The sequence below is a fragment of the Pseudoalteromonas sp. SR41-1 genome (assembly GCF_014164015.1).
Classification (GTDB): Bacteria; Pseudomonadota; Gammaproteobacteria; order Enterobacterales; family Alteromonadaceae; genus Pseudoalteromonas; species Pseudoalteromonas distincta.
On sequence record NZ_JACJEK010000005.1, the window covers coordinates 202,828 to 226,474 of the forward strand.

Annotated in this window: 19 protein-coding genes; 6 read left to right on the plus strand and 13 right to left on the minus strand. The window is 39.5% G+C overall.

Annotated features, from left to right (window positions below):
- The first annotated feature begins 62 nt into the window (after positions 1-62).
- A complete protein-coding gene (gene hemN / locus H5118_RS06095; protein ID WP_182748165.1) occupies positions 63-1,436 on the plus strand; it encodes an oxygen-independent coproporphyrinogen III oxidase in 1,374 nt (457 codons plus the stop codon).
- Positions 1,437-1,512: 76 nt separating this feature from the next.
- Here hemN and H5118_RS06100 read toward each other — a convergent pair whose 3' ends face one another.
- The 3 genes from H5118_RS06100 to H5118_RS06110 form a co-directional block, all read right to left on the minus strand.
- Positions 1,513-2,028, minus strand: coding sequence for a DUF2489 domain-containing protein (locus H5118_RS06100; RefSeq protein WP_002959926.1), 516 nt, complete (start codon positions 2,026-2,028; stop codon positions 1,513-1,515).
- 12 nt (positions 2,029-2,040) lie between these two features.
- Complete coding sequence (gene yihI / locus H5118_RS06105; protein WP_002959924.1) at positions 2,041-2,625, minus strand: Der GTPase-activating protein YihI; 585 nt, start codon at positions 2,623-2,625, stop codon at positions 2,041-2,043.
- A 753-nt stretch (positions 2,626-3,378) separates the two neighbouring features.
- The gene (locus tag H5118_RS06110; protein ID WP_182682808.1) at positions 3,379-4,011 is read right to left on the minus strand and encodes a cytochrome c; all 633 of its coding nucleotides are present in this window, start codon (positions 4,009-4,011) and stop codon (positions 3,379-3,381) included.
- Positions 4,012-4,292: 281 nt separating this feature from the next.
- Here H5118_RS06110 and yihA point away from each other — a divergent pair, with 281 nt between their 5' ends.
- Complete coding sequence (yihA, locus tag H5118_RS06115) at positions 4,293-4,961, plus strand: ribosome biogenesis GTP-binding protein YihA/YsxC (RefSeq protein ID WP_002959920.1); 669 nt, start codon at positions 4,293-4,295, stop codon at positions 4,959-4,961.
- Between the two features lie 9 nt (positions 4,962-4,970).
- Here yihA and H5118_RS06120 read toward each other — a convergent pair whose 3' ends face one another.
- The 3 genes from H5118_RS06120 to polA all read right to left on the minus strand — a co-directional run bounded on the left by H5118_RS06120 (position 4,971) and on the right by polA (position 9,299).
- A complete protein-coding gene (locus H5118_RS06120; RefSeq protein ID WP_182696383.1) occupies positions 4,971-5,489 on the minus strand; it encodes a DUF1285 domain-containing protein in 519 nt (172 codons plus the stop codon).
- Positions 5,486-6,073: a YceI family protein gene (locus tag H5118_RS06125; protein ID WP_182694000.1), complete on the minus strand. Its 588-nt coding sequence runs from the start codon at positions 6,071-6,073 to the stop codon at positions 5,486-5,488. Before H5118_RS06125 ends, H5118_RS06120 begins: the two co-directional genes overlap by 4 nt.
- Before the next feature lie 490 nt (positions 6,074-6,563).
- Positions 6,564-9,299 carry a DNA polymerase I gene (polA, locus tag H5118_RS06130; RefSeq protein WP_138488411.1) on the minus strand — a complete coding sequence of 912 codons (2,736 nt, stop codon included), beginning with the start codon at positions 9,297-9,299 and terminating at the stop codon, positions 6,564-6,566.
- A gap of 523 nt (positions 9,300-9,822) precedes the next feature.
- Between polA and elbB the strand changes: the two genes are divergently transcribed.
- The 3 genes from elbB to H5118_RS06145 all read left to right on the plus strand — a co-directional run bounded on the left by elbB (position 9,823) and on the right by H5118_RS06145 (position 13,828).
- Complete coding sequence (gene elbB, locus H5118_RS06135) at positions 9,823-10,470, plus strand: isoprenoid biosynthesis glyoxalase ElbB (RefSeq protein ID WP_182748167.1); 648 nt, start codon at positions 9,823-9,825, stop codon at positions 10,468-10,470.
- A 233-nt stretch (positions 10,471-10,703) separates the two neighbouring features.
- On the plus strand, positions 10,704-11,099 hold the full coding sequence (locus H5118_RS06140; protein ID WP_002959908.1) for a cytochrome c5 family protein: 396 nt from the start codon (positions 10,704-10,706) through the stop codon (positions 11,097-11,099).
- Between the two features lie 164 nt (positions 11,100-11,263).
- On the plus strand, positions 11,264-13,828 hold the full coding sequence (locus H5118_RS06145; RefSeq protein ID WP_182724151.1) for a diguanylate cyclase domain-containing protein: 2,565 nt from the start codon (positions 11,264-11,266) through the stop codon (positions 13,826-13,828).
- 15 nt (positions 13,829-13,843) lie between these two features.
- On the opposite strand, the gene rep is transcribed toward H5118_RS06145, so the two are convergent.
- Positions 13,844-15,862, minus strand: a complete 2,019-nt coding sequence (gene rep / locus H5118_RS06150) for a DNA helicase Rep (protein WP_024596949.1) — start codon at positions 15,860-15,862, stop codon at positions 13,844-13,846.
- 161 nt (positions 15,863-16,023) lie between these two features.
- On the opposite strand from rep, the gene ubiK reads away from it, so the two are divergent.
- Positions 16,024-16,287, plus strand: coding sequence for a ubiquinone biosynthesis accessory factor UbiK (gene ubiK / locus H5118_RS06155; RefSeq protein WP_002959905.1), 264 nt, complete (start codon positions 16,024-16,026; stop codon positions 16,285-16,287).
- Between the two features lie 217 nt (positions 16,288-16,504).
- On the opposite strand, the gene H5118_RS06160 is transcribed toward ubiK, so the two are convergent.
- From H5118_RS06160 to ilvD, 6 genes are all read right to left on the minus strand, one after another.
- Positions 16,505-17,149 (minus strand): NAD(P)H-binding protein, encoded by a 645-nt coding sequence (locus H5118_RS06160; protein ID WP_002959904.1) that lies wholly within the window; start codon positions 17,147-17,149, stop codon positions 16,505-16,507.
- A 4-nt stretch (positions 17,150-17,153) separates the two neighbouring features.
- Positions 17,154-17,816 (minus strand): carbonate dehydratase, encoded by a 663-nt coding sequence (gene can, locus H5118_RS06165; RefSeq protein WP_002959903.1) that lies wholly within the window; start codon positions 17,814-17,816, stop codon positions 17,154-17,156.
- A gap of 30 nt (positions 17,817-17,846) precedes the next feature.
- Positions 17,847-19,022, minus strand: coding sequence for a methyltransferase (locus H5118_RS06170; protein WP_182693863.1), 1,176 nt, complete (start codon positions 19,020-19,022; stop codon positions 17,847-17,849).
- Positions 19,023-19,082: 60 nt separating this feature from the next.
- On the minus strand, positions 19,083-20,117 hold the full coding sequence (locus H5118_RS06175; RefSeq protein WP_182748169.1) for an ABC transporter substrate-binding protein: 1,035 nt from the start codon (positions 20,115-20,117) through the stop codon (positions 19,083-19,085).
- Positions 20,118-20,214: 97 nt separating this feature from the next.
- Positions 20,215-21,768 carry a threonine ammonia-lyase, biosynthetic gene (gene ilvA, locus H5118_RS06180; protein ID WP_039485942.1) on the minus strand — a complete coding sequence of 518 codons (1,554 nt, stop codon included), beginning with the start codon at positions 21,766-21,768 and terminating at the stop codon, positions 20,215-20,217.
- Between the two features lie 2 nt (positions 21,769-21,770).
- Positions 21,771-23,627 (minus strand): dihydroxy-acid dehydratase, encoded by a 1,857-nt coding sequence (gene ilvD, locus H5118_RS06185; RefSeq protein ID WP_024596945.1) that lies wholly within the window; start codon positions 23,625-23,627, stop codon positions 21,771-21,773.
- Positions 23,628-23,647 lie beyond the last annotated feature (20 nt).

Consider the following 23,647-nt stretch of genomic DNA (forward strand, 5'->3'; position numbering starts at 1 on the left):
TCAAACCGCCTTCCTGAGTACTTTTTTATAATCCCCAATAAATAAATACTTAGGTGCGCGTGATGATTAAACTTCCACAATGGGATGAAACCCTAATAAACAAATATAATGTGTCTGGTCCGCGTTATACCTCTTATCCCACAGCTTTATCACTGCGTGACGGGTACCAGCAACAAGACCTACTAAGCGCTATAGAATCGTCAACAAGTCGCTCTCTTTCTTTATATATTCACATCCCGTTTTGTAGTCAGCTTTGCTACTACTGTGGCTGTAATAAAATAATTACCCGTCATCAATCTAAGGCAGATACGTATCTCGACTTTTTAGCAAAAGAAATTACTGCCCAAGCGCCTTTATTTAAAAGCTACACGGTTGAGCAATTGCATTTAGGTGGCGGTACTCCCACCTTTTTAACCGCAAAACAAATGACCCGTTTAATTAAACTTTTAGAACAACACTTTAATTTTACATGCACAACAGAGCGCGGTATTGAAATAGACCCACGCTCACTTGCCGATAATATGCTTGTTGATTTAAGAATGCTTGGCTTTAACCGCGTCTCGTTTGGGATTCAAGACTTTAACGACGACGTGCAACTTGCTGTTAATCGCCCGCAAAATGCAGATACCGTTAAGCAATTAATTACACAAGCTCGCGAGCTGGGATTTCAATCTATTAATGCAGATATGATTTACGGGCTTCCTCTGCAAACGCCAGAGAGCTTTAAGAAAACTATAGAGCAACTTATTGAGTTAAGCCCTGACAGAGTATCAGTGTTTAACTACGCGCATTTACCAGAGCGCTTTGCTGCACAGCGTAAGATTAAAGATGCAGATTTACCCTGTGCTCATAATAAGCTCACCATGTTTAAAAATACGCTGGAGCAGATGACGCAAGCAGGCTATCAATTTATTGGTATGGACCATTTTGCAAAAACTGATAATGAACTAGCTGTTGCGCAAAATGAAGGCAAGTTACATCGTAACTTTCAAGGTTATACAACCCATGGAAATTGTGATTTATTAGGTCTAGGCGTGTCATCAATTTCACAAATCGGCACCGCCATTTTACAAAATCAAAAAGAATTAAAACATTATTACCACAACGTAGAAACACAAAGCGGTAGTGCTCTTAATAAAGGAATGCACTTAACACATGATGATGTAATTCGTGCTGATGCAATTAAACAGCTCATTTGCCAATTTGAATTAGATATACAAGACTTTAGTGAAAAACACGCGCTTATATTTAATGACTACTTTGAGGATGCATTAGTAGCGCTGGCGCCACTTATAAAAGATGAACTAGTCACTATAATTGATAATAAAATTAGCGTAACACCACGCGGGAACTTATTCATTCGTATTATTTGTATGTGCTTCGATGCTCACTTACAAAAACAAATTAACGCAACGCGCTTTTCAAGGGTGATTTAGCCTGAACTCTGGATAATAAATACATCGGCACAAAAAAAGCAGACCTAGGTCTGCTTTTTGTATTTAAGTTGTAGCTTTAATTAAAAACGACTTTATCGCTACCTGGAGCGGCTTTAAACTCGATAATAATTTTAGCGCAATCCGCTTTAACTTCATCTTTAAGTGTTTTTTCAGCTTGCCAGCGAGCCTTATCTAGCTTAAAAATCTCTTTTTTAGAGTATTTTTTACGTGCATCGTGCGTCGGCATTTCTTTAACTACCTGATACATTTTATAAATACCAGGATACTGCGTCGTTAAATCACGCTCGCTTTCAAAGGCATACTGAGACATAAGTACCCAAATACGTAAACAGCCTTCAGAAAACTCACACTGCTCTTCATTCATTGCACGTGCGATTAAATGAATACTATCGGCTAGTTTTGCGTTTCGCTTTAAACGCGACTTTTCAAGCTTTTGCTTTTGTTCAGCCTGCGTTTTAGCAATTAACTTTTTTTGCGCATTTAACTTATACAGCAACTGACCCGCATAAAATGCCAAACCAGCTATGATAGCAGCGCCTAAAAGTAAGGCTAAAATTACCGAGGTACTCATTATTTATCCTTACTATTTGTCGTCTTCATCTAACCATTCGTTGGCTAAATCATCAGATAAGTATTGATCGAAATCAGAATTGCCTTGGCTTTCAAGGTCATCTTCAAACTCGTCTTCGTCCTCATCTTCAATACCAAGAATTTCACATAACGCCTGATGACGGGCAATGCGACTATTAAAGTACTTAGCATCTTTACCTGTTAGCATTTCACCTTTTTCATGACGCTCTACTAATTTAAGTAAACGTTCATCATTCTCAAGTGCTTCTAGCTCTTGTTCAGGTGTAAATTCAGGCTCGATTACTTTTTTCAGCTCAATAGTTGGCTTTAAGTTGCGTTTCATTTCAACTTTAGGCTCTGGCGCGGTTGCGATTAACGGCACAGGCTTTTTACTGCCTACACGCTTATCTTTAGGCGCGTGATTACTATTTTGGCTTTCGCTATCTAGTAAATCTGGCGCATTACGAGAACCGGGCTTTGCGCCTTTGGTTTTTTTAACTCGCTGCTCTTTTAATGCGCGCATTTCTTTAAGCTTATCTTGGCTTAAACGAACAGGTCCGTTTGCTGGGCTTTTGCGTGACTTTTTAGTTCTACTCATATCTTGATCATCTCACTTAAGAGGTTTTGAGCGAAGCGCAAATTAATGGGCATCGCAGTGCTGGCCTAGCCAGAAGAATTCAGTTTGCGCTATAGAGGTTGGGTTTCTCATTTAAAAGCGCCTTAGCTAATTAATCGCTAATTTTAAACGGTGGGTATTGTAACAGGACAAATAAAAAGGCGGTAGAGAAAACATCTCTACCGCCTGCTAATCTGAGCGCCATTATCTGGACACTTCTCCCTTCGACTTTTTTTAGTCTTTATTATTTTTATTATTATCAGTCCGTATTGTTATTATTTTTACGTTCCTTGTTACATTCCATTTTGTTTTTGTTATTAAACTTCCATGAGTTTTTTATTATTTTCGGTCATCCTGACACTTTTTTATTATTTCCTTTAGTAGCACCAATCTTGTGCTATGTAGTCATGCCGCGCCACTTTCCTTATAGCTTGTTTCCGTTTTGTTATTGTTCTTTTGCGACAGTGGTTAATTTACTCGTTAATGATTTTGTTACAACTGGTTTATATAACTTTTATTATACTTATTACATTTTAAAATCAAATAAACAATAAAATACAATAGGTTAATGATGAATAAAAAATAAAAAGAAGACTTTTCTCACACTCACGCATGGTCAATGTCTTACATTTAAACGGGTGATATCGTTAATTTTGCACACAAAAAAAGCAGCCTGGGCTGCTTTTTGTAAAACATTGTAGTGTATTTATTATTAATTGCTAAATAAATACGACTTTAGTGTAAACCACCTAAGTACTGAGAAAGTACTTCAATATCTTTATCTGTTAATTTCTTCGCTATATCGCCCATCATGCCATTTAAGTCATTGTGACGAGTTCCATCACGGAATTTTTCAAGTTGAGACTTGATATATCCAGGATGCTGAAAAGAAATTTTTGGAAACTTAGCAAGTGATGAACCGTTACCACGTGGACCATGACATGCTGCACATGATGGAATCCCACGCTCCGCATCGCCTGCTTTAAAGAGCATTTCGCCAACTTCAACAACATCTTTAGGTGTAGCACCTTCAGTCATGTTGATTGAAGAAAAATAAGCAGCTAGATCTTTCATGTCTTGCTCGCTAAGTGGCATAGCCATAGCGCTCATTACTGGATCCATACGCCCTTCTTTGCCGCCTGACGTCATACCTAATTTTAAATCCTGAAGTTGCTTAAGGATATAATCTGGATGTTGACCTGCAATTTTAGGGTAAATATTAACCGGTGCATTACCGTCTGGGCCGTGACAAGCCGCACACGTTGCTGATTTTTCTTTACCTGCGTTTACATCGCCATCAAATGCTGTTGCGTTGCTTGCTGACAACGCACCAAGCAATATTGTTAAAGATAGTGCTATTTTTTTCATGGTGAATTCTCTGTTTCCGACCCTGTATCATCTACAATCGTGATGTTGTAATACATATATTCTACACGATAATAAATTCTCTGGCACGTTTTCTACACATATTAAGCTTATAATTTACAGGGTTTTGACTTAGATTAAGCTTTAACATGTTTTAAATGTACCATAGGTGCTGTTTTTAGGTGGTTAAATACGCTTTTTAATACATCCTTTATAGTATAAAATACGCGCCCTGAGTGAATTTGGTTTACTCAATGTTATTTTTTTAAGTTTTAGGAGAGCCTGTGCTCAAATCTCGTATCAAATATAATACTGCGTCTTTCGTAACAAGCGCTCCCGACATTACTAAATTACCTGCTGATACGGGAATTGAAGTTGCGTTTGCCGGTCGCTCCAATGCAGGTAAGTCGAGTGCATTAAATGCATTAACCGATCAGAAGCTAGCACGTACAAGTAAAACACCTGGACGTACTCAGCTAATCAATACATTCGATTTAGCGGATGTTGACGATATGCGCCTTATCGATTTACCAGGCTATGGCTTTGCTAAAGTACCAATCGAAATGAAAAAGAAATGGCAAAAGTCGTTAGGTGAATATCTGCAAAAGCGTCAAAGCTTAAAAGGTATTGTTATTTTAATGGATATTCGTCATCCATTAAAAGATTTAGACCGTGATTTAATTAACTGGGCAATTGGTAGTGAGATTCCAGTATTGGCACTATTAACTAAAGCCGACAAACTAAAGCAAGGCCCTCGTAAATCACAAGTACTGCAAGTTCGCCGTGAATTAAGCACGCTTGATGGGGATATTACAGTTCATGCGTTTTCATCATTAAAGGGCACCGGTTTACCAGAAGTAGCTAAAAAGCTAGATGAATGGTTTTTAGGTCCTGTTATTGCTGTACCACCTAGCGATGAAACAATCACAGACGAAACCAACCCAGAGGCTTAAACGCTGGCGTTACGATAAATAAAACTGCTTTCCTGCAGATTTAATAAAATAGCCGAGCTTATCAGACTCGGCTTTTTCAGCCCACTGATAAAATACACTGCGTGAAACTCGCGCACTACAACCATACGGTAGCTTTAAATAAGGCACCTTTGAACCATTGTAGTCTTTTATATGCAAGGGCTGCTGAGCGCTCACTAACCACTGCCTAGCTAAATTATCAATACAACACAACACTTGCCCTTGCGCTGTATTTTCAAAGCGCCAATCAACAATAATAAACGGCGCATCTTCAACCGTTATTGTTATTTTTTCGACAGGGGTTTTTAAATAAAATTGCTCACCTTCTTTACACAATACAGAAGCAAACAGCTTCACCATGGCTGGGCGTGTTATTTCGCTGCCATCGTAAAACCATTTCCCTTCATTATTAATAACAATTGGCAGCTCCCCACAATGGTTAGGCTGCCAACTATCAAAAGGTTTGCTTGGCTCGCTTAATCGCTTGCTAAGCTCACTTAAAGAAATCACTGTTTTTTAAGTGTTATTGCAAATGTAACAGGCACAGCTGTTGCAATTGAAGGCAAGCCCGCTAGCTCTTGCAGCTTTTTAACGCCTTCGGTTACACCAAAATCATCACTATTAATAATAATAGGTGTTAATGATGATACCGTTAAATCACCACTTTGCGTGCTGTTAACGAGTACATCAATTGCCAATGGTTTTTTATTACCATGAAAATCAAGCTCAGCTGTAATACCCTTCAATACATATTGACCAGGCTTTTTGATATTACTTAGCTCTTTAGTTAAATTTGCAGTTAAAACAGCATTGGGGAATTTAGCCGCTTCGAATAAAAATGTAGCTAAACGCTCATTACGAATAGGGATTAGAGTTTCGGCTGATGTTAAATCAACATTAACGCTAAACTCACCTTTATCAGAAAGCATACCTTCAAGGTTAGTAAAATGGTGAGCTTCAGCAATCGAATCTTTTTTAATTGAAACAAAGCTTAGTTGGCTTTTATCATTCACTAGCTGCCAATTAGCCTGAGCAACATTAGAAATAACTAAACTTGATAAAGAAAAACCTGCAATAGCTAATGCTTTAAACATAACGCACTCCTTAGTAATAAAATGAAAAGAATAAAAATGATAGCACTTCGATGGTATCACCTGCGATGTACCCAAACCACCTCGAAGTGACGAATGCACAATACAATTGGTATAGCGCAAAAAAGAATTAATTAGATAGGATTTTTAGGCGTAAAACAAAAAACGGCCCACCAAACAAGTTGGTAGGCCGGTATAGCAAACTGGGGAGAAGCTATCAATTTGTTGCACCCTTTCAGATGCATCATCAACAGGATGTCCTACAGGATAGGACAGGCGGGACTTTAACAAAAGCACGCATTAAAATACAATCATATTCCTGTAAAACAGCTCGAATTGACGAACATATAACTATTTAATACAAATAGTTGCTTAAATTAACCTTATTTTAACTAAAGCTTGCATATAGCTAATTAAATAGCTGTTATTCGCCATTTTTATTAAACATAAAAAAAGCGCCAAAAGGCGCTTTAATTAAAATGCTCAAATTGCATTAATGGGCTTGTTCCCAGTTGTCACCTTCGTCGGCTTCAACAATAAGCGGCACATCAAGCGCTGCAGCTTGCGACATCAGCTCACAAATATGTTTTGTGTATTCAGGTGCGCAGTCTGTTTTAATTTCAAATACCAATTCATCGTGTACTTGCATTAGTAGCTTAATCGTATTTGGCGCCTGTTCGTGTACCCAGCGGTTAACGCTCAGCATTGCTTTTTTAATAATATCAGCAGCAGTACCTTGCATTGGTGCGTTTATAGCAGCACGTTCGGCTCCTTTTCTGCGCGCGCCATTACGTGCGTTTATTTCTGGTAAATGTAGGCGGCGACCAAATATTGTTTCAACGTAGCCATTTTCAGCTGCTTTTTCGCGTGTTGTTTCCATGTACTCTAATACACCAGGAAAACGCTCAAAGTATTTATCTATGTAATGCTGCGCTTCGTGGCGCGGCACATCTAGTTGACGTGCTAAACCAAATGCAGACATACCGTAAATTAAGCCAAAGTTTACTGCTTTCGCCTTGCGGCGCATATCGGTAGTTACATCATCAAGCTCTACACCAAATACTTCAGCGGCAGTTGCACTGTGTACATCTAAGCCGTTAGCAAATGCATTTAATAGACCTTTGTCTTGTGAAAGGTGCGCCATAATACGCAGCTCAATTTGGCTGTAATCGGCAGCGACAATTTTGTAACCATCTGCAGCTATAAACGCTTCACGAATTCGACGCCCTTCTTCTGAACGAATAGGAATATTTTGTAAATTAGGATCGGTTGAACTCAAGCGCCCCGTTGCTGTAATTGCCTGATGATATGACGTATGTACACGCTGGGTTTTCTCATTCACCATTAATGGTAATTTATCAGTATAAGTCGATTTAAGCTTTGATAAACCACGATGCTCTATAATTACTTTAGGTAGTGGATAATCATGAGCAAGCTCTTGCAATACTTCTTCTGCGGTAGAAGGTGCACCTTTAGGTGTTTTTTTGATAATAGGCAGGCCAAGCTTTTCAAACAACAATACTTGTAGTTGCTTAGGAGAGCTTAAATTAAATGGTTCGCCTGCTATTTCAAATGCTTCTTTTTCAAGCTCAATTAAACGCTCGCCTAATCGTTGGCTATGTGCTGCAAGCATATTGCTATCAATTGCAACACCGGTTCGTTCAATATCAGAAATCACACTAACAAGTGGCATTTCTATATCTTCGAATACAGATTTTAGCTTTTCATCAGCCGCTATTTTTGGCCAAAGCACTTCATGTAGGCGTAAAGTAATATCGGCATCTTCTGCAGCGTAAGGCGCAGCTTTTTCAAGTTCAATTTGGTTAAAGGTAAGTTGCTTTTTACCTTTGCCAGCAATATCTTCAAAGCTAATATTTTTATGACCTAGATATTTAAGTGCTAGCGAGTCCATATCGTGGCGTGTACCCACACTATTAAATACGTATGACTCAAGCATGGTGTCAAACTTAATACCATTTAGCGCAAAACCTGCATTCGCTAATACACTTTTGTCGTATTTAAGGTTTTGCCCTACTTTAGCTTTGTTTTCATCGGCCAAAATTGGACCTAGCTTTTGCATTACAAATTCCAGACTTAATTGCTCAGGCGCACCCGGGTAGTCATGCGCTAGAGGTAAATACACAGCTTCACCTGCTTTTACGGCAAAACTCATACCCACTAATTGCGCTTTCATGTAATCAAGGCTGGTAGTTTCTGTATCAAATGCAAATAACTCGGCACTATTTAATTGCTCTATTAACGTATCAAATTGCGCTTGCGTTAAAATAGTTTCGTAATGGGCATCTTCTACTTTTGGTAATTCAGTGGCTTCGGTAGGTACAGCTAGATGTGTTTCTGCATCTTTAGGGTTATCTAGTAACTCAGCTAACCAACGACGAAATTCGCACTCACCATATAGTGCAATTAATTCGTCTTTATTTGGCTCTTGTAGTTTGAACGTATCAAGATCTGATTCAACTTCAACATCGCACTTAATTGTTGCAAGCTCGTAGCTTAAAGGCAGATGATCGAGAGCTGCAGCTAACTTTTCACCTATTTTACCCTTAATCTCACTTGCGTGATCCATTACACCTTGCAACGAGCCATATTTCTCTAACCACTTAACGGCCGTTTTTGGACCACAGCCTTCAACACCTGGGATATTATCGACCTTATCGCCCATTAGTGCCAAGTAATCGATAATAAGTTCGGGGCCTACACCAAACTTTTCAACTACGGTAACAGGATCTGAAATACTGTCGGTCATCGTGTTTATTAATGTAACGTGTTCATTTACAAGTTGCGCCATATCTTTATCACCAGTGGAGACAAGGACATGCCGTTTTTGCTCAGTTGCAATGCGTGCAAATGTGCCAATAACATCATCAGCTTCAACGCCTTCGATACTAATTAGCGGAAAACCCATCGCTTTGATAATGCTATGTATTGGTGCTATTTGCGTACGTAAGTCATCCGGCATCGGCGGGCGATTTGCCTTATATTCGCTATACATATCGTTACGGAACGTTTTGCCTTTAGCATCAAATATAACCACCATGTGTGAGGGATCATATTGTCTGATCAAGCTTTTAAGCATGTTGATCACGCCATAAATAGCGCCCGTAGCCTCACCTTTAGAATTAGTTAAATGCGGCGGAGAATGATAAGCACGAAATAAATATGACGAGCCATCAACTAAAATAAGTGGGTTTTCGGGGATCTGAGCCATGGTGAATTTGGATCCTAAATGCAAAAAATTAAGGTAATTATAAGCATGCCATAAGGTAGTAAATAAAACGACTGTGAATTACTGTTTATCGTGTTATTAAAACTAGAGCAAGCTGTGGATAAGTGTGTAGATAACAGCCACGAGCTATTCTTCCAAAGCATTATAAAATGCCTAGAAAATACTTTAACTGTATGTTTTAATTTAAAAAAGATAATACGAGGTTCTTTTTTTATTATTTTAAACCAATGTGGAAAAAGGTTTTCTAACGACTGCTTCTGTTGTTATTCACTTTGATTATTCGCGTCCATTTAAATAACCGGAGGAGTATTCTAGCACAATGGATCGAAGATCATAGCGATCCTTTATAATTTTTTTAAAGGCAAAGTGATCGCAAATGGCATAAACCGCAAAACGACTTGCACTGCGAATGATTTTTGTACTAAAAATTTATTTTCGCGAGAAATTTTGAGCATGTTAAACTTCATCCGATCGACTTATAAAAAAGACTTTAGGGGACAAAAGCATGAAAAACGTAGCAGTAATATTAGCAGGGTCTGGTGTGTACGATGGTAGTGAAATTAATGAAGCAATTTTAACTTTATTACATATAGCCAAAAATGGCGCAACGTATCAGTGTTTTGCACCAGATATTGAACAACTTCATACCATTAACCATTTAACAGGTGAAGTAATGCCTGATAAACGCAATGTATTAACAGAAGCTGCTCGCATTGCACGAGGTGACATTAAATCGCTGATTGAACTAGACGTGACTCAGTTTGACGCATTAATTGTACCTGGCGGTTTCGGTGCTGCAAAAAACTTATGCGATTTTGCAATTAAAGGCGCGCAAGCAAATATTAATGAAGACGTACTTTATGCGTGTAAAGCATTCGCAAAAGCAAGTAAACCCGCAGGTTATATGTGTATTGCACCCGCATTGATCCCATTTATTTACGATAACGCCGCACTTACTATTGGTAACGATGTAGAGACAGCACAAGCGCTAAGCACATTAGGCGCTAAACATATAGATTGTGCGGTTGACGGTGTAGTTATCGATGAACCAAATAAGTTAGTTACCACCCCTGCTTACATGTTGGCAGAATCGATTCTTGAAGCCGACGCAGGGATCGCAAAACTAGTTAGTAGCGTATTATCAATAAATTGATTTTGATCTTAGGATCTAAAAAGTTAATTGTATGACTGATTACGCTTATTAAATTGCTTAACAAAAAACAGTAAATAATTAAATTTTATTGCGTTAACGCAAAAAGTAGTCAGTTTTATTAATAAAAACGGCTCTTAGCATTTTATAAATTGGCCCAGAGAGTTATAATCGGTTTAATTTCCGTCATCTTTAATCGTGATTGATCACGTTCAAATCGAAGTGAGCAAGGCAAAATGAAAAAATTAACAGCTGCAGCATTATTATTGCTAGCAACCACTGCATACGCACAGCCATATGATAACTCTATGACTGAAGATGCAATTAAAGCACGTCTCGCGCCGGTTGGTGCTGTATACCTTGAAGGCGATAAAGCTGCAGTTGCAGCGGCGCCTACCGGTCCTCGCTCTGGTGAGCAAGTATATCAAGGTGCATGTTTTGCATGTCACGGCACTGGTGCACTAGGCGCGCCTAAATCGGCTGACGATTGGGCTCCACGTATTGCTAAAGGTAAAGACACTTTACTTGAGCATGCACTAAATGGCTTTAATGCTATGCCTCCAAAAGGCACGTGTATGGATTGTTCTGATGATGAGATTAGCGCTGCTATCGACTTTATGACATCTAAATAAGCTCGATTGAAATATACAAAAAAGGTTTACTTCTGTAAGCCTTTTTTAATGCCTAAAATAGTGTGTCTAGCTACTGCTTTAGTAGGAATATCAACTTGACGATAAGCACTAAAAGTGAAAGTATAAGGCTAATAACTATACAATAAAAATAGCCGGTTAGATCATTGGAAGATAAACTATCAGTATCGAGTAAATTGGCGTATCAAAATAAACGCCTTAGAGCGCTTCTCGAAAAATACAAACAATCACATCACTTACAAAATGCCCTGATCCAATTATCAGAGCAGGCAAGTACTGTGGCCGAGCTAACCCTGCTATACCCCGCCATCCATGACATTTTACAAAAGTACGTACCTAGTAAAAGTTTTTATGTGGTGCTGCTAAATCAATACAGCCAATCACTAGAGCTTTCTTACTTTTCAGATGAAAAAGATGGTATTGCCGTCGCCCTTAACCAATCAAATAGCTTTGATGAAGGCGCCACGGGTTATGTATTTAAACAGGGTAAAACCACATGTTTTACCAAGCAGCAAATGCAAGATGCTGCAGCAGAAGGTTTATTTAAAGCATTAGGCACTCCTGCCGAACATTGGGTAGGCGTACCTGTTTACCAAGAACATAATATTATCGGTGTTTTAGCAGCGCAAAGTTACGATACAAAACAAGGCTATAGCTCACAGCAAATACAATTACTTGAGTTTATGTCGCTTTATTTGGCTACAGCAATAGAGCGTGTAAAAAAACGAGAGCTTCTTGAGTCAGAAGTTAAAATTCGCACCCGCGCACTCACTCAAAGTAACGATGCACTAAACCTTGAAATAGAGCAGCGTAAACGCGCACTTCAACGCCAACAAATTCTATTTAAAATATCTGAGATAGCAACACAAGCTAAAAACCTTGATGACGCTTATTTTAAGATACACGAAATAATAAAAACAATTACCTACGCAGAAAACTTATATATTGCGCTTTATGATAAAGAAACAGGGTGGATTAGTTTTCCTTATTGCGTAGATGAATTTAAAGAAAATACACAGCCAAGACGCTTTGCTAAAGGTTATAGCGAACTGGTAATAAGCACCGAAGAAACACAACTAATACACCCATGTAGAGCAAAAGAATTAATAGTAAGCGGTGTGGTACAACGTTCAGCACCTGTACCAAAAGAGCAAATGGCCACTAGCTGGTTAGGCGCTCCACTTAAAACAGCTCAAGGTGTTATCGGCCTTATTGTTTGCCAAGCCTACGATAACAAACATATTTTCAGCCGAGATGATTGCGAGTTAATTACCTTTGTATCGCATCAAATTGCAGCTGTTTTACAAACAAAGCTCGTCAATCAAGCAATTGCAAAAAGCCATCAAGAACTCGAATTTAGAGTAAACGAAAAAACCAAAGAATTGCGTCAAACTAATCTGCACTTACAAATGCAAATAGATGAGCGAAAAAAAATAGAGCAGCAGCTTTATCATGATGCACATCACGATTCACTTACGAGCTTGCCTAATCGTAGTCTATTTTTAACTCAGCTCGAAAAAACGCTACAACATTATCAACGTTTTCCTGAGCACCACTTTGCTGTTTTGTTTATCGATTTAGATAAATTTAAAGATATTAACGATCAGCTTGGCCACCATGCAGGCGATCAATTTTTAATTAACGTAAGTGAGTTATTTGCCCAATGTATACGCGAGCATGATTTACTAGCACGTTTAGGCGGGGATGAATTTGTTATTTTATTAACCCATTTAACTGAGCCTCAACAAGCAGAAGATGTTGCAAATCGTATTATAGATTTAATGAAAAAACCCTTTTATCTTAAAGGTGAGTCTTTACAAAGTGGCGCAAGTATAGGGATAACCTACTCAAAGAAAAGCTATACGCATACAGATGAAATTATTCGTGATGCCGATGCCGCCATGTATCACGCCAAAAACTCAGGAAAAAATCGTTACGAGTTATTTCATCCGCTATTAACGCAATCAATACCTGCGCAGACTCTAAAAGCACAACATCACCTTGATATATTACCTATGAGTTTTAGAAGCTCAGAAATAATTACGCTTGATGAGCAACAACAGTCTGAATCTTTATTTGAAGCATTTGGTGAACACCCAATACTTGGCTTTACTAGCTTTGATATTTTGAAAAAGTTTGCATCAGATAAAGAGCAGCATCTGCAAGTAGAGTTACAACTATTACAACGCGCCTATGCACAAGCAATTACTGCAAATGTAGCTATGGCATTGGTTCCTTGCTCTGGTTTGCTACTTGAGGAACACGAATTTGTTTTATTTACCGATACGCTAAATAAACAACAAGGACAAAGCCAACTCTGTTTATTGTTTGATGAACAAGAAATTCGCCACGCATGTGCAACGCAAATAAAAAACCTCAAAACGCTATCACAACTTGGTTATTCAATTGGTTTAAACAATTTTGCTAAAGACAGGTGCGAACTTAATTTACTAACCGATATTAATTTTGATTATTTACTACTTAGCTCGACCTTTAGTAAACGTGTTTTACAACAAGAAAGATACGATTTTCAGCTACAGGGCGTGCTTGCAATTACAAAGCTCAAAGCAATGAAGGTCATTGCTAAAGGCCCATCAATACTTAATTTTAGAGCTTTATTAGATAAACACGGTTTGGCATTTTTTGTAGGTAAACAACACGCTTTAGTATGCTCTGAGTTACCTGAAGTGCAAGCAACCCAGTCTTTATAAAGTTAGCCTGAGGTATTACTCAGGCTTTTTAAACATCGCTCGTAAGTTAGCGACTCTTGCTTGGCCTTTTTCCATGCGCTCTGCTTGGGTATTTGGCGCCTTTTTGTTTTCAAACGCAAGATCGTCCTGCGGTAACTCTTGTACAAATCGGCTTAATTCAGTTTGTGAAGTTTCACCAAATTGACGACGTATCTTTGCATAAGTAAGTGTTAACTCCTGCTGTGCGCGAGTAATACCAACATAAGCTAAGCGACGTTCTTCATCTACGTTGTCCTCATCAATACTTACCTGATGCGGAAGTAAACCCTCTTCCATACCCACCATAAATACGTACGGGTACTCTAAGCCCTTTGATGCATGTAGTGTTGATAAGTGCACTGCATCGGTTTCATCTTCTTCTTCGTTACGCTCAAGCATATCGCGAAGGGTTAGCTTGCTAACAACCTCGGCTAATGTCATTGGTTCGTTGTCGGCATCACCGGTCAACATATCTGTTATCCAACGATACAGCTCTGATACGTTTTTCATACGCATTTCAGCCGCTTTTGCACTCGGTGACGACTCGTACAAATATGCCTCGTAATTAATATTACGCACTAAGTCTTTAACAGCTTCGAGCGTATCACCGCGTACTGCGTTATCAGATAGCTCAACAACCCAGCGTGCAAATCCAGCAAGCGCATTAAAGCCACGCCCTTTTAGTCTGTAGCCTAAATCGTTATCAAAACAGGTAGCAAACAAGCTCGCGTGCTTTTCATTAGCAAGCGTACCAAGCTTTTCAAGGGTAACCGTGCCTATTTCGCGTCGCGGTGTATTTACGATACGTAAAAACGCATTGTCATCATCTTGATTAACTAATAGGCGTAAGTACGCCATAATATCTTTAATTTCTGAGCGAGCGAAAAACGACATACCGCCACTAATTTTATAAGGGATACGGTTACTCATTAGTGATTTTTCAAAGCCACGTGCTTGATGATTACCACGATATAAAATCGCGTAATCTTTATAGCTGGTTCGCTTCATAAACTTATGTGAAATTATTTCAGCAACCACACGCTCAGATTCATGCTCTTCATCGCGGCACCCTATTACTTTAATCGGCTCACCATAACCTAGTTCACTAAATAACTTTTTCTCTATGTCATGTGGGTTATTGGCAATTAAAATGTTAGCCGCTTTTAGTATTCGCCCTGCACTTCGATAGTTTTGTTCAAGCTTTATAAGTCTAAGCCCTGGGTAGTCTTTACCTAATAACACTAAGTTTTGCGGGCGAGCACCACGCCATGAGTAAATTGATTGATCGTCATCACCTACCACAGTAAAACGGGCACGCTCGCCTACTAGCAATTTAACAAGTTGATATTGGCTTGTGTTGGTATCTTGATACTCATCCACCAGCAAGTATTTAAAGCGTTGCTGCCAGCGCTCACGAGATGTGGCGTTATTAGTAAGTAACAAAGTAGGGATCATAATTAAATCATCAAAATCCAGTGCATTATAAGCACGCAGCTGGTTTTGATAGCGCCCATATAACTGCGCGAACAATGCTTTTTGCGGATCACGCGCTTCGCGTATTGCTTGCTCTGGCAGTACTAATTCGTTTTTCCAACTGCCAATTTCCATTTTAAGTAGTTTAAGTAAGTCCTTGTCTTTTTTGAGCTCGTCTTCGGTGAGTTCACTAAGAAGCTGATTGGTATCTTGATCATCAAATAACGAAAAGCCGGGTTTAAACCCTAATGTGCTTAACTCTTTTTTTATTATTTCTAAACCGAGTGTATGAAACGTTGATACCCATAAACCTTTAGCGTCTTGTTTACCGAGCGTTTGCAGTACTCGCTCACGCATTTCTTTGGCTGCTTTATTGGTAAAAGTAACGGCGGCTATATTTCGCGCTTTGTACTCACATTTTTTCACTAAATAAGCGATTTTATTCGTAATAACACGGGTTTTACCAGAGCCTGCGCCCGCGAGTACTAAGCAGGGACCACTAATATATTTTACGGCTTCATCTTGTTTAGGATTGAGTTTCATAACGACCAAAGAAATTTAAAAGACGCGCAATTTTAACGTAACCATTACAGCGAGCATAGCAATTGCCTTAATTAATTAAGGTAAAGATGATCATGTGTTAAATACCGTGGGTATAAGGTAATATTAGTTATTATCATTTAGGCAATGCCGAAGGGACAAATATGATCAACCCAGCAAAACTTGAAGAAATTGCTAAGCAAATTACTAGCAATATGCCACAAGGTGTAAAAAACCTAGCAGACACACTCGAAGGTAAAACAAAGCAAGTTCTACAAAACAAGCTTGCTGAGATGGACTTTGTGAGCCGTGAAGAATTTGATGTGCAAAGCCAAGTACTTATTCGTACTCGCGAAAAGTTAACCGAACTTGAAGCTAAAGTTTCATTGCTTGAGCAACAACTTAGCGCTAAAACTGACGCTGAATAATTATACCAATTGCATTAAATTAGTGTTCTATTATAGCGATAAGAAAATAGCTCAATAACAAGGCTAAAATTATGGTACGTAGTTGTTCTATATAAATAATTTTTAACGTAGTTAGTGAGTTATTTAATACGCTAAAATGATCATTTTTTTAATAAAATTGGTATTAATATAATGTACAAAAAAGGCAGCTTAGGCTGCCTTTTGCGTTTTACTCAGTTTATTCAAATAGCTCATCAAGTACATAATAAGACAACTTAGCCTGCTGAGCTAAACTCACACTCAGCATTTTTTGCGCAACTTGTTCGCCAGTTATTGGTTTGTAACGCTTTAAAAACGCAAATCGTGTAATAACAGGAAAAATAATACTGCCTATCTTTTCTGCCACTCTAAATTGCTCACGATCACCTAATAATAAAGATGGTTGTAAAATACTTATTTTATCAAAAGGGAGTGCTTTAATATGTTGCTCAAGCTCTCCCTTCATTTTCAAATAAGCACTATTACTGTGTGTATTTGCCCCGCTTGATGACACTAAGCAATAATGCGTAACGCCATTACATGCCGCTAACTGCGCCGCTATAAACTGATAATCAAAATCTACTTTACGCTGAGCGTGTATCGAGCCCGCTCGTTTACGGGTTGTGCCCAAACACGAAAACAATACATCACCTTTAAAAAGCTCAACATATTGAGTTAATTTTTCAAAATCAATAACGTGATTAACTAGCTTTGCATGTGTGACAGGCAGAGCTCGACGGCTTAACGTAACTACTTTTGTATAACGATCGCTATTAAGTAACTTATGGAGCAACTCATTACCGACCAAGCCTGTAGCACCTATTAACACCGCCGTTTTAGTCATGGATTTATTTATTTTCACCCACTTTTTTAAATACGTGTTGCACTGCTTTTTTGTAGCTTTGCGTTTCTTCACTCGCGCACGTTACTACAGATTCTAAATCATGAAGATGGCCGTTTTCTAAACCATAAACCCAACCATGAACGCTTAGTTCTTGGCCTCGCTCCCATGCATCTTGCACAATGTTAGTACGACACACATTACGTACTTGCTCAATTACATTTAGCTCAATAAGGCGGCTTAAACGTTCGCTTTCTGGCATTGCATCAAGTTGTTCAAGATGCTTTTCTTTTACATCCCCTACGTGGCGTAGCCAATTATCAATAAAGCCGAATTTTGCATTGTTTAAAACGGCTTGTACGCCACCGCAGCCATAGTGACCTACTACCATGATATGTTTTACTTTTAAAACCTCTACAGCGTACTGCATAACCGACAAACAGTTATGGTCAGTGTGTACAACCACGTTAGCAACGTTACGATGTACAAATAATTCGCCTGGTAATAAATCAACTATTTGATTTGCAGGTACACGAGAGTCTGAACAACCAATCCATAAATACTCTGGATTTTGTTGCATAGATAAAATTTTAAAAAACTCAGGGTCTGCTTCACTTGTACGAGCAGCCCAACGTTTGTTGTTATCGAATAAATTTTTTAACTTTCTCATTGCATCTCTTATTAAGTCGAGGACGGAAATTTAATGGACATTAGCAAGAATCAAAATATTACGAGGCGTTAACTGCTTTTCACAAAACGTTTTAACGCTTACTTGATAACCTTGCTGTTGCAAATATAAAGCACGATCGAGCACAAGCCAAACTTCAATTGCCCTTCTGAACACATGTCGAACCAGTTCAACTCGGTCAGTTATTTTTTTTCGAGCCACCCCAACCTCTAAATACTTAATATAATCAGTATCTTGAGGTAATTTTAATGCCTTTTTATCTGCAGCCCATGCACAAAACGATTTAAACGAATCTGAGAATATAGCTTTGTTGACCGAAGGTACGCTTACGTAATATTGCTCGCCAGTGATCGACTTTCTTAGTGCATCAAAACCAAGTCGCCACTCAAGTTCTGTTTTACGTACTTTTTCCAAACGAGAAGGCGCTGTGACAGTTTCTTGTAATGCGAGCTTTAAATCACGATGCGTTAGATTAAGCTCACTTTTATTTGCATCCTCACTCATTGCACGGTACTCATTAGCCGTGAATAAATGGTAGCAACAAGGTGAAAAGCTAATTTGCTGTACTTTCGCTAAACTTGCTTGGCGCATAAATGCTTGGTGTAAGCCACCGCATGCGTGAAGTGCTACAGCATGCATGTCTGTATTAAAAAATTGAGTGATATCGTCTTTTAATACATCGGCTTGGCTAAAGTGCATTGCTAAGCCTTGTTGCTGTGCACTTTTTTGTCCTTGCTCGCATAAGCTTTGTTGCAGTTCAATACTATGCACATTACTTGCGCCATTAAACGCAAGCATTCGACCTAAGTGCCCTTTACCCGCGCACCACTCTAAAACAGGTTGCTTGGTATTAGGTAGTGCAGATACAAAATCTTGTAACTGTGCAAACTTACGACCTTTAATGCCGTTACTTATCCAAAATGGATAATCAGCTCGAGAGTGGGCTGTGCTAGGTAACTCGCATAACTTTGCAAGTTCATCAAGTTGGTTTATGTGCTGGCTAAAAAATTGGTATAGCTGGTTTTGATCGTTATCAAGAACGCTTACCTGATCATCAGTTAGTTCGCTAAGTATGCCTTGTAGCTCTGGCCAAGGTATAGTGTCAAAATCAAATGCAGTGCACTGCCAATACTGACGATGATGTATTAAAAGAGAATCAAGTGCTAAAAATTGCTCAGCTAAAGTCATAACAGCTTAAAAAATAAAAAAGACAATTAATTATATCAGTTTCGTGAATTACCTAAGCAGTTAATTTTTACTAAAAATCAGCCGTAAATACAAAGGTATTGAAATAATACTTACCAAAATAGCTGCCATGAGCATCCACGATAACTGCATTTTTTCAGGCTCTTGATATTTATAAATAAAGTGAGATTTCACTTCGTCAAATTCGTTTTGCGGTATGCCATATAAGTCCGCAATTAAGCGCCACTTTGCTATCGACATATGTCCTAAACTGGTAGTGGGTGGGGTTATATAACTTTTTAGTACTTCAGCCTCAAAAGCGAGCTGATAAAAGCTTTTACCCGGTGCATAGTTTTGCTGGGTGACTGCAATGGCTTCATCCATGTTCATCATTGCATAACGCCACCCTTTTAGGCTCGCTTGGTAGAATTTTTCGACCGTTTGAGGGTTTTTCTTAAGCATGTTTTCGCTGGTAAATAAAATGTCGCTATATACATCCATACCATAACGCTGTGGGCAAACAAGTCGATGAGCTACACCTTGTTGAGTCATATAATAAGGCTCTGTAGTAACATATACTTGCATAGCATCTAGCTTGTTTTCAATCCAAGCCTGGCCTGGATTTTCGCCATCGTAAACTTTGAGTTTATCCACATCAACGCCACTGCGTTTAAGCATAATAAGTAGTTCGGTACCATCATTTTTGCTTACCGCAGTGATACGTTTATTAACAAAGTCACGTGGATGAAAAATATCAGACGTGTCTTTAACCATCCAGCAGTAAGGTGAAAATTGCAATAAGGCAGCCATAGCAACAAGAGATTGTCCATTAATACGTTGCTGTAAAATACCAGAGTGCCCTACTCCAAATTGTGCTTCGCCACTGGCGACAGGAGCAAAGGTATCAGGTTTCATTGGATTAGCTTGTTTAATGGTTACATCAAGGCCCGCTTCATTATAAAAGCCTTTTTGCTTTGCCATATAGTAGCCAGCAAACTGAAACTGATGTGTCCATTTTAGCTGTAATGTGACTGATTCTTGCGCCGCGATATGGCTACAAAAAAAGCACAATCCAATGATTAATCCTTTAAATAGCAACTAGGTGTCCTCAAAAAGTATGACGATTACCTGTAACTATATGTAAAACGTGTAATAAAGCAAGCACCCTAGTTAGGTGCCTGCCTATAAAGTAGGATTATACTGAGGCGAGTTTTTCGGCTTTTTCTGCTTGGGGCTTTGATGTTAAGAATTGGCTAAAGCACGGATTTTGTGTTTCATCTTGTACACTGTAACCTAAACGATTTAAGTGCTCGTTAAACATCTCATACTGACTCGGCTCAATAGCAAAACCTGCCAGTACATTCCCCATCGAACCACCGTGATTACGATAATGGAATAAGGTAATGTTCCAATTACTACCTAAAGTATCTAAAAAGCGTGCAAGCGCACCTGGATACTCTGGAAATTCAAAGCGAAGTAAGCGCTCATGTAATTGCTCGGGTGCTTTTCCGCCAACCATGTAGCGCACATGTAATTTAGCGAGTTCGTTATCCGACAGATCGCAAAATTGGTAGTCATTATTTGTTAAGTCTTGCTTTAGCTCATTAAGCTCTTGCTCGCCTTGGCGCAGGGCAATACCTACAAATATTTGTGCTTCACCAGGTCCTGCATAACGGTAGTTAAACTCAGTAATAGCACGGCCACCTAAAGAAGCACAAAACTGTTTAAAGCTGCCTTTTTCTTCTTTAATAGTAACCGCTAATAACGCTTCGTTTTTTTCACCCAGCGCAGTGCGCTCTGCAACATAACGCAGGCGATCAAAGTTTAAATTAGCACCGGATAAAACAGCCGCTAAATGTAACCCTTTTAAACCCGACTGCTGGCTCCACTTTTTAAGCCCTGCCGTTGCAAGTGCACCTGAAGGCTCTGCTATTGCACGGGTAGATACAAAAATATCCTGCATGGCAGCACATATTTCGTCGCTGGTGACGGTTATAACTTCATCACAAAACTTTTGCGCTAAGCGAAATGTTTCAGTGCCAATAATTTTAACCGCTACGCCATCAGCAAAACTACCAACGCGTTCAAGCTCTACCGGTTTGCCTGCTTTAAGTGCCGCTTGTAAACATGCACTTTCGTCGGCTTCTACACCAATTACTTTTATATCTGGACGCAGCGATTTAATATAAACCGCCATCCCAGCAAGTAAACCGCCGCCGCCAACAGGAATAAACACCGCATCGAGCTCGTTTAATTGCTGCATAAGCTCACGTGCTACAGTACCTTGACCAACAATGACGTCTGGGTCATCAAATGGTGGAACAAATATACCGTTTCGTTGCTCTGTAAGCTCAAGCGCATGTGCTTTTGCGGCATCAAAATGATGTCCATGTAGCACAACTTCACCACCAAGCGCACGTACCGCACTGACTTTTATTTCAGGCGTTGTTACTGGCATTACAATTGTAGCTTGATGCCCTAAGTGAGAAGCACTTAGTGCAACCCCTTGAGCGTGATTACCCGCTGAAGCAGTGATAACCACTGAGCCTTTAGGTAATTTATTTAATTTGTTATACGCACCGCGTAATTTAAATGAATACACGGGCTGTTGGTCTTCACGCTTTAACCAAACATGGTTACCTAATTTAGCACCGAGCTCAGCCATTTCGCTGACCTCGGTAACTTTAGCCAAAGGCTCCATGTTTGCTTGAATAATAGCGCGAAAATAATCGAGCTCTTGAGAGACCATAATTAACTAAGCGCCTCCAATTTAGCTAAGTCACGCACTGCGCCTTTATCAGCACTTGTTGCAAGTAATGCATAAGCCTTTAAAGCAGACGATACATAGCGCTCACGATCAACTGGTTTGTACGCCAGTTTTCCGCGTGCTAATTGTTTTTGTTTACGTGCTTCAAGCTCTTCATCACTTAACGCTAATGTGATTTCACGTGTTGCGATATCAATAATGATTTTGTCGCCATTTTCAACATAAGCAATTGCACCACCACTTGCCGCCTCTGGCGACACATGACCAATTGATAAACCCGAAGTACCACCCGAAAAGCGACCATCAGTAATAAGTGCACATTTTTCAGCTAGGCCTTTTGATTTCAAGTAGCTAGTTGGGTATAGCATTTCTTGCATACCAGGGCCTCCTCTAGGGCCTTCGTAACGAATAACCACGATATCACCGGCTTTTACTTCATCGTTTAAAATACCTTCTACAGAATCATCTTGTGACTCGTACACGACTGCAGTACCTTCAAAATGTAGCATTTCATCAACAACGCCAGCGCTTTTAACAATACAGCCATCAACTGCTAAATTACCCGAAAGTACAGCTAAGCCACCGTCTTGGCGAAAAGCGTGTTCGACACTTCGGATACACCCATTAACACGGTCATTATCGCCCTCGTCCCAACGACACTCTTGGCTCATTGCTTTAGTGGTACGAATGCCCGCAGGGCCAGCACGGTAAAATTTGCGCGCTGCTTCGTTAGTAGGATCTGTTGCATCCCATTTTTTAACGAGCTCAGCCATAGTTGACCCTGCAACATGATTAACTGACATATCAACTAAGCCTGCTTTGCCAAGTTCACGTACGATTGCCATCATGCCGCCTGCGCGGTGCACATCTTCAATGTGATATTCAGGTGTTGCTGGTGCAACTTTACATAAAAATGGTGTTTTACGAGAGAGCGCATCAATGTGCGACATATCAAAATCAACGCCCGCTTCTTGCGCTGCAGCAAGTAAATGCAATACCGTATTTGACGAGCCACCCATTGCAATATCAACAACCATTGCATTCATAAAGGCTGTTTTGTTAGCAATAGCACGTGGCAATACATCTTGATTATCTTTTTGATAATACTCACGACATAAATCAACAATACGAGCCCCCGCTTCAACATAAAGTTGTTTACGGTCTTTATGAGTCGCAAGCGTCGTACCGTTACCTGGCAATGCTAAACCAATCGCCTCTAGCAGACAGTTCATTGAGTTTGCAGTAAACATGCCTGAACACGAGCCACATGTTGGACACGCAGAGCGCTCTACTTGCTCTGAATCTGCATCACTTACCGATTCATCAGCGCCTTTAACCATGGCATCTACTAAATCAAGTTTAATATCGATGTTAGCAAGCTTAGTTTTACCTGCTTCCATTGGGCCGCCTGATACAAATATTACCGGAATATTTAAGCGTAGTGCTGCAAGCATCATTCCTGGAGTAATTTTGTCGCAGTTTGAAATACAAATCATCGCATCAGCACAATGACCATTTACCATATACTCAACTGAGTCAGCAATTAAGTCGCGTGAAGGCAGCGAATAAAGCATGCCGCCGTGACCCATTGCAATACCATCATCAATCGCAATAGTATTAAATTCTTTAGGGACGCCACCGGCTTGTGTAATGGTTTCAGCCATAAGTTCACTTAACTGATTAAGGTGAACATGCCCTGGTACAAATTGTGTAAACGAGTTAACTACGGCAATAATCGGCTTACCAAAATCGGTGTCGGTCATACCTGTTGCGCGCCATAATGCACGAGCGCCTGCGCGTTTACGCCCTTCAGTTGTTGTTGCACTTCTTAATTTAGCCATAGTTACCTCAGTTTTTGCCG

What these genes read in the sequence shown, in the direction of transcription:
- hemN (WP_182748165.1), top strand. Translation starts at nt 63, where the DNA reads ATGATTAAACTTCCACAATGGGATGAAACCCTAATAAACAAATATAAT.
- H5118_RS06100 (WP_002959926.1), bottom strand. Translation starts at nt 2,028, where the DNA reads ATGAGTACCTCGGTAATTTTAGCCTTACTTTTAGGCGCTGCTATCATA.
- yihI (WP_002959924.1), bottom strand. Translation starts at nt 2,625, where the DNA reads ATGAGTAGAACTAAAAAGTCACGCAAAAGCCCAGCAAACGGACCTGTT.
- H5118_RS06110 (WP_182682808.1), bottom strand. Translation starts at nt 4,011, where the DNA reads ATGAAAAAAATAGCACTATCTTTAACAATATTGCTTGGTGCGTTGTCA.
- H5118_RS06125 (WP_182694000.1), bottom strand. Translation starts at nt 6,073, where the DNA reads ATGTTTAAAGCATTAGCTATTGCAGGTTTTTCTTTATCAAGTTTAGTT.
- polA (WP_138488411.1), bottom strand. Translation starts at nt 9,299, where the DNA reads ATGGCTCAGATCCCCGAAAACCCACTTATTTTAGTTGATGGCTCGTCA.
- elbB (WP_182748167.1), top strand. Translation starts at nt 9,823, where the DNA reads ATGAAAAACGTAGCAGTAATATTAGCAGGGTCTGGTGTGTACGATGGT.
- H5118_RS06140 (WP_002959908.1), top strand. Translation starts at nt 10,704, where the DNA reads ATGAAAAAATTAACAGCTGCAGCATTATTATTGCTAGCAACCACTGCA.
- rep (WP_024596949.1), bottom strand. Translation starts at nt 15,862, where the DNA reads ATGAAACTCAATCCTAAACAAGATGAAGCCGTAAAATATATTAGTGGT.
- ubiK (WP_002959905.1), top strand. Translation starts at nt 16,024, where the DNA reads ATGATCAACCCAGCAAAACTTGAAGAAATTGCTAAGCAAATTACTAGC.
- H5118_RS06160 (WP_002959904.1), bottom strand. Translation starts at nt 17,149, where the DNA reads ATGACTAAAACGGCGGTGTTAATAGGTGCTACAGGCTTGGTCGGTAAT.
- can (WP_002959903.1), bottom strand. Translation starts at nt 17,816, where the DNA reads ATGAGAAAGTTAAAAAATTTATTCGATAACAACAAACGTTGGGCTGCT.
- H5118_RS06170 (WP_182693863.1), bottom strand. Translation starts at nt 19,022, where the DNA reads ATGACTTTAGCTGAGCAATTTTTAGCACTTGATTCTCTTTTAATACAT.
- ilvA (WP_039485942.1), bottom strand. Translation starts at nt 21,768, where the DNA reads ATGGTCTCTCAAGAGCTCGATTATTTTCGCGCTATTATTCAAGCAAAC.
- ilvD (WP_024596945.1), bottom strand. Translation starts at nt 23,627, where the DNA reads ATGGCTAAATTAAGAAGTGCAACAACAACTGAAGGGCGTAAACGCGCA.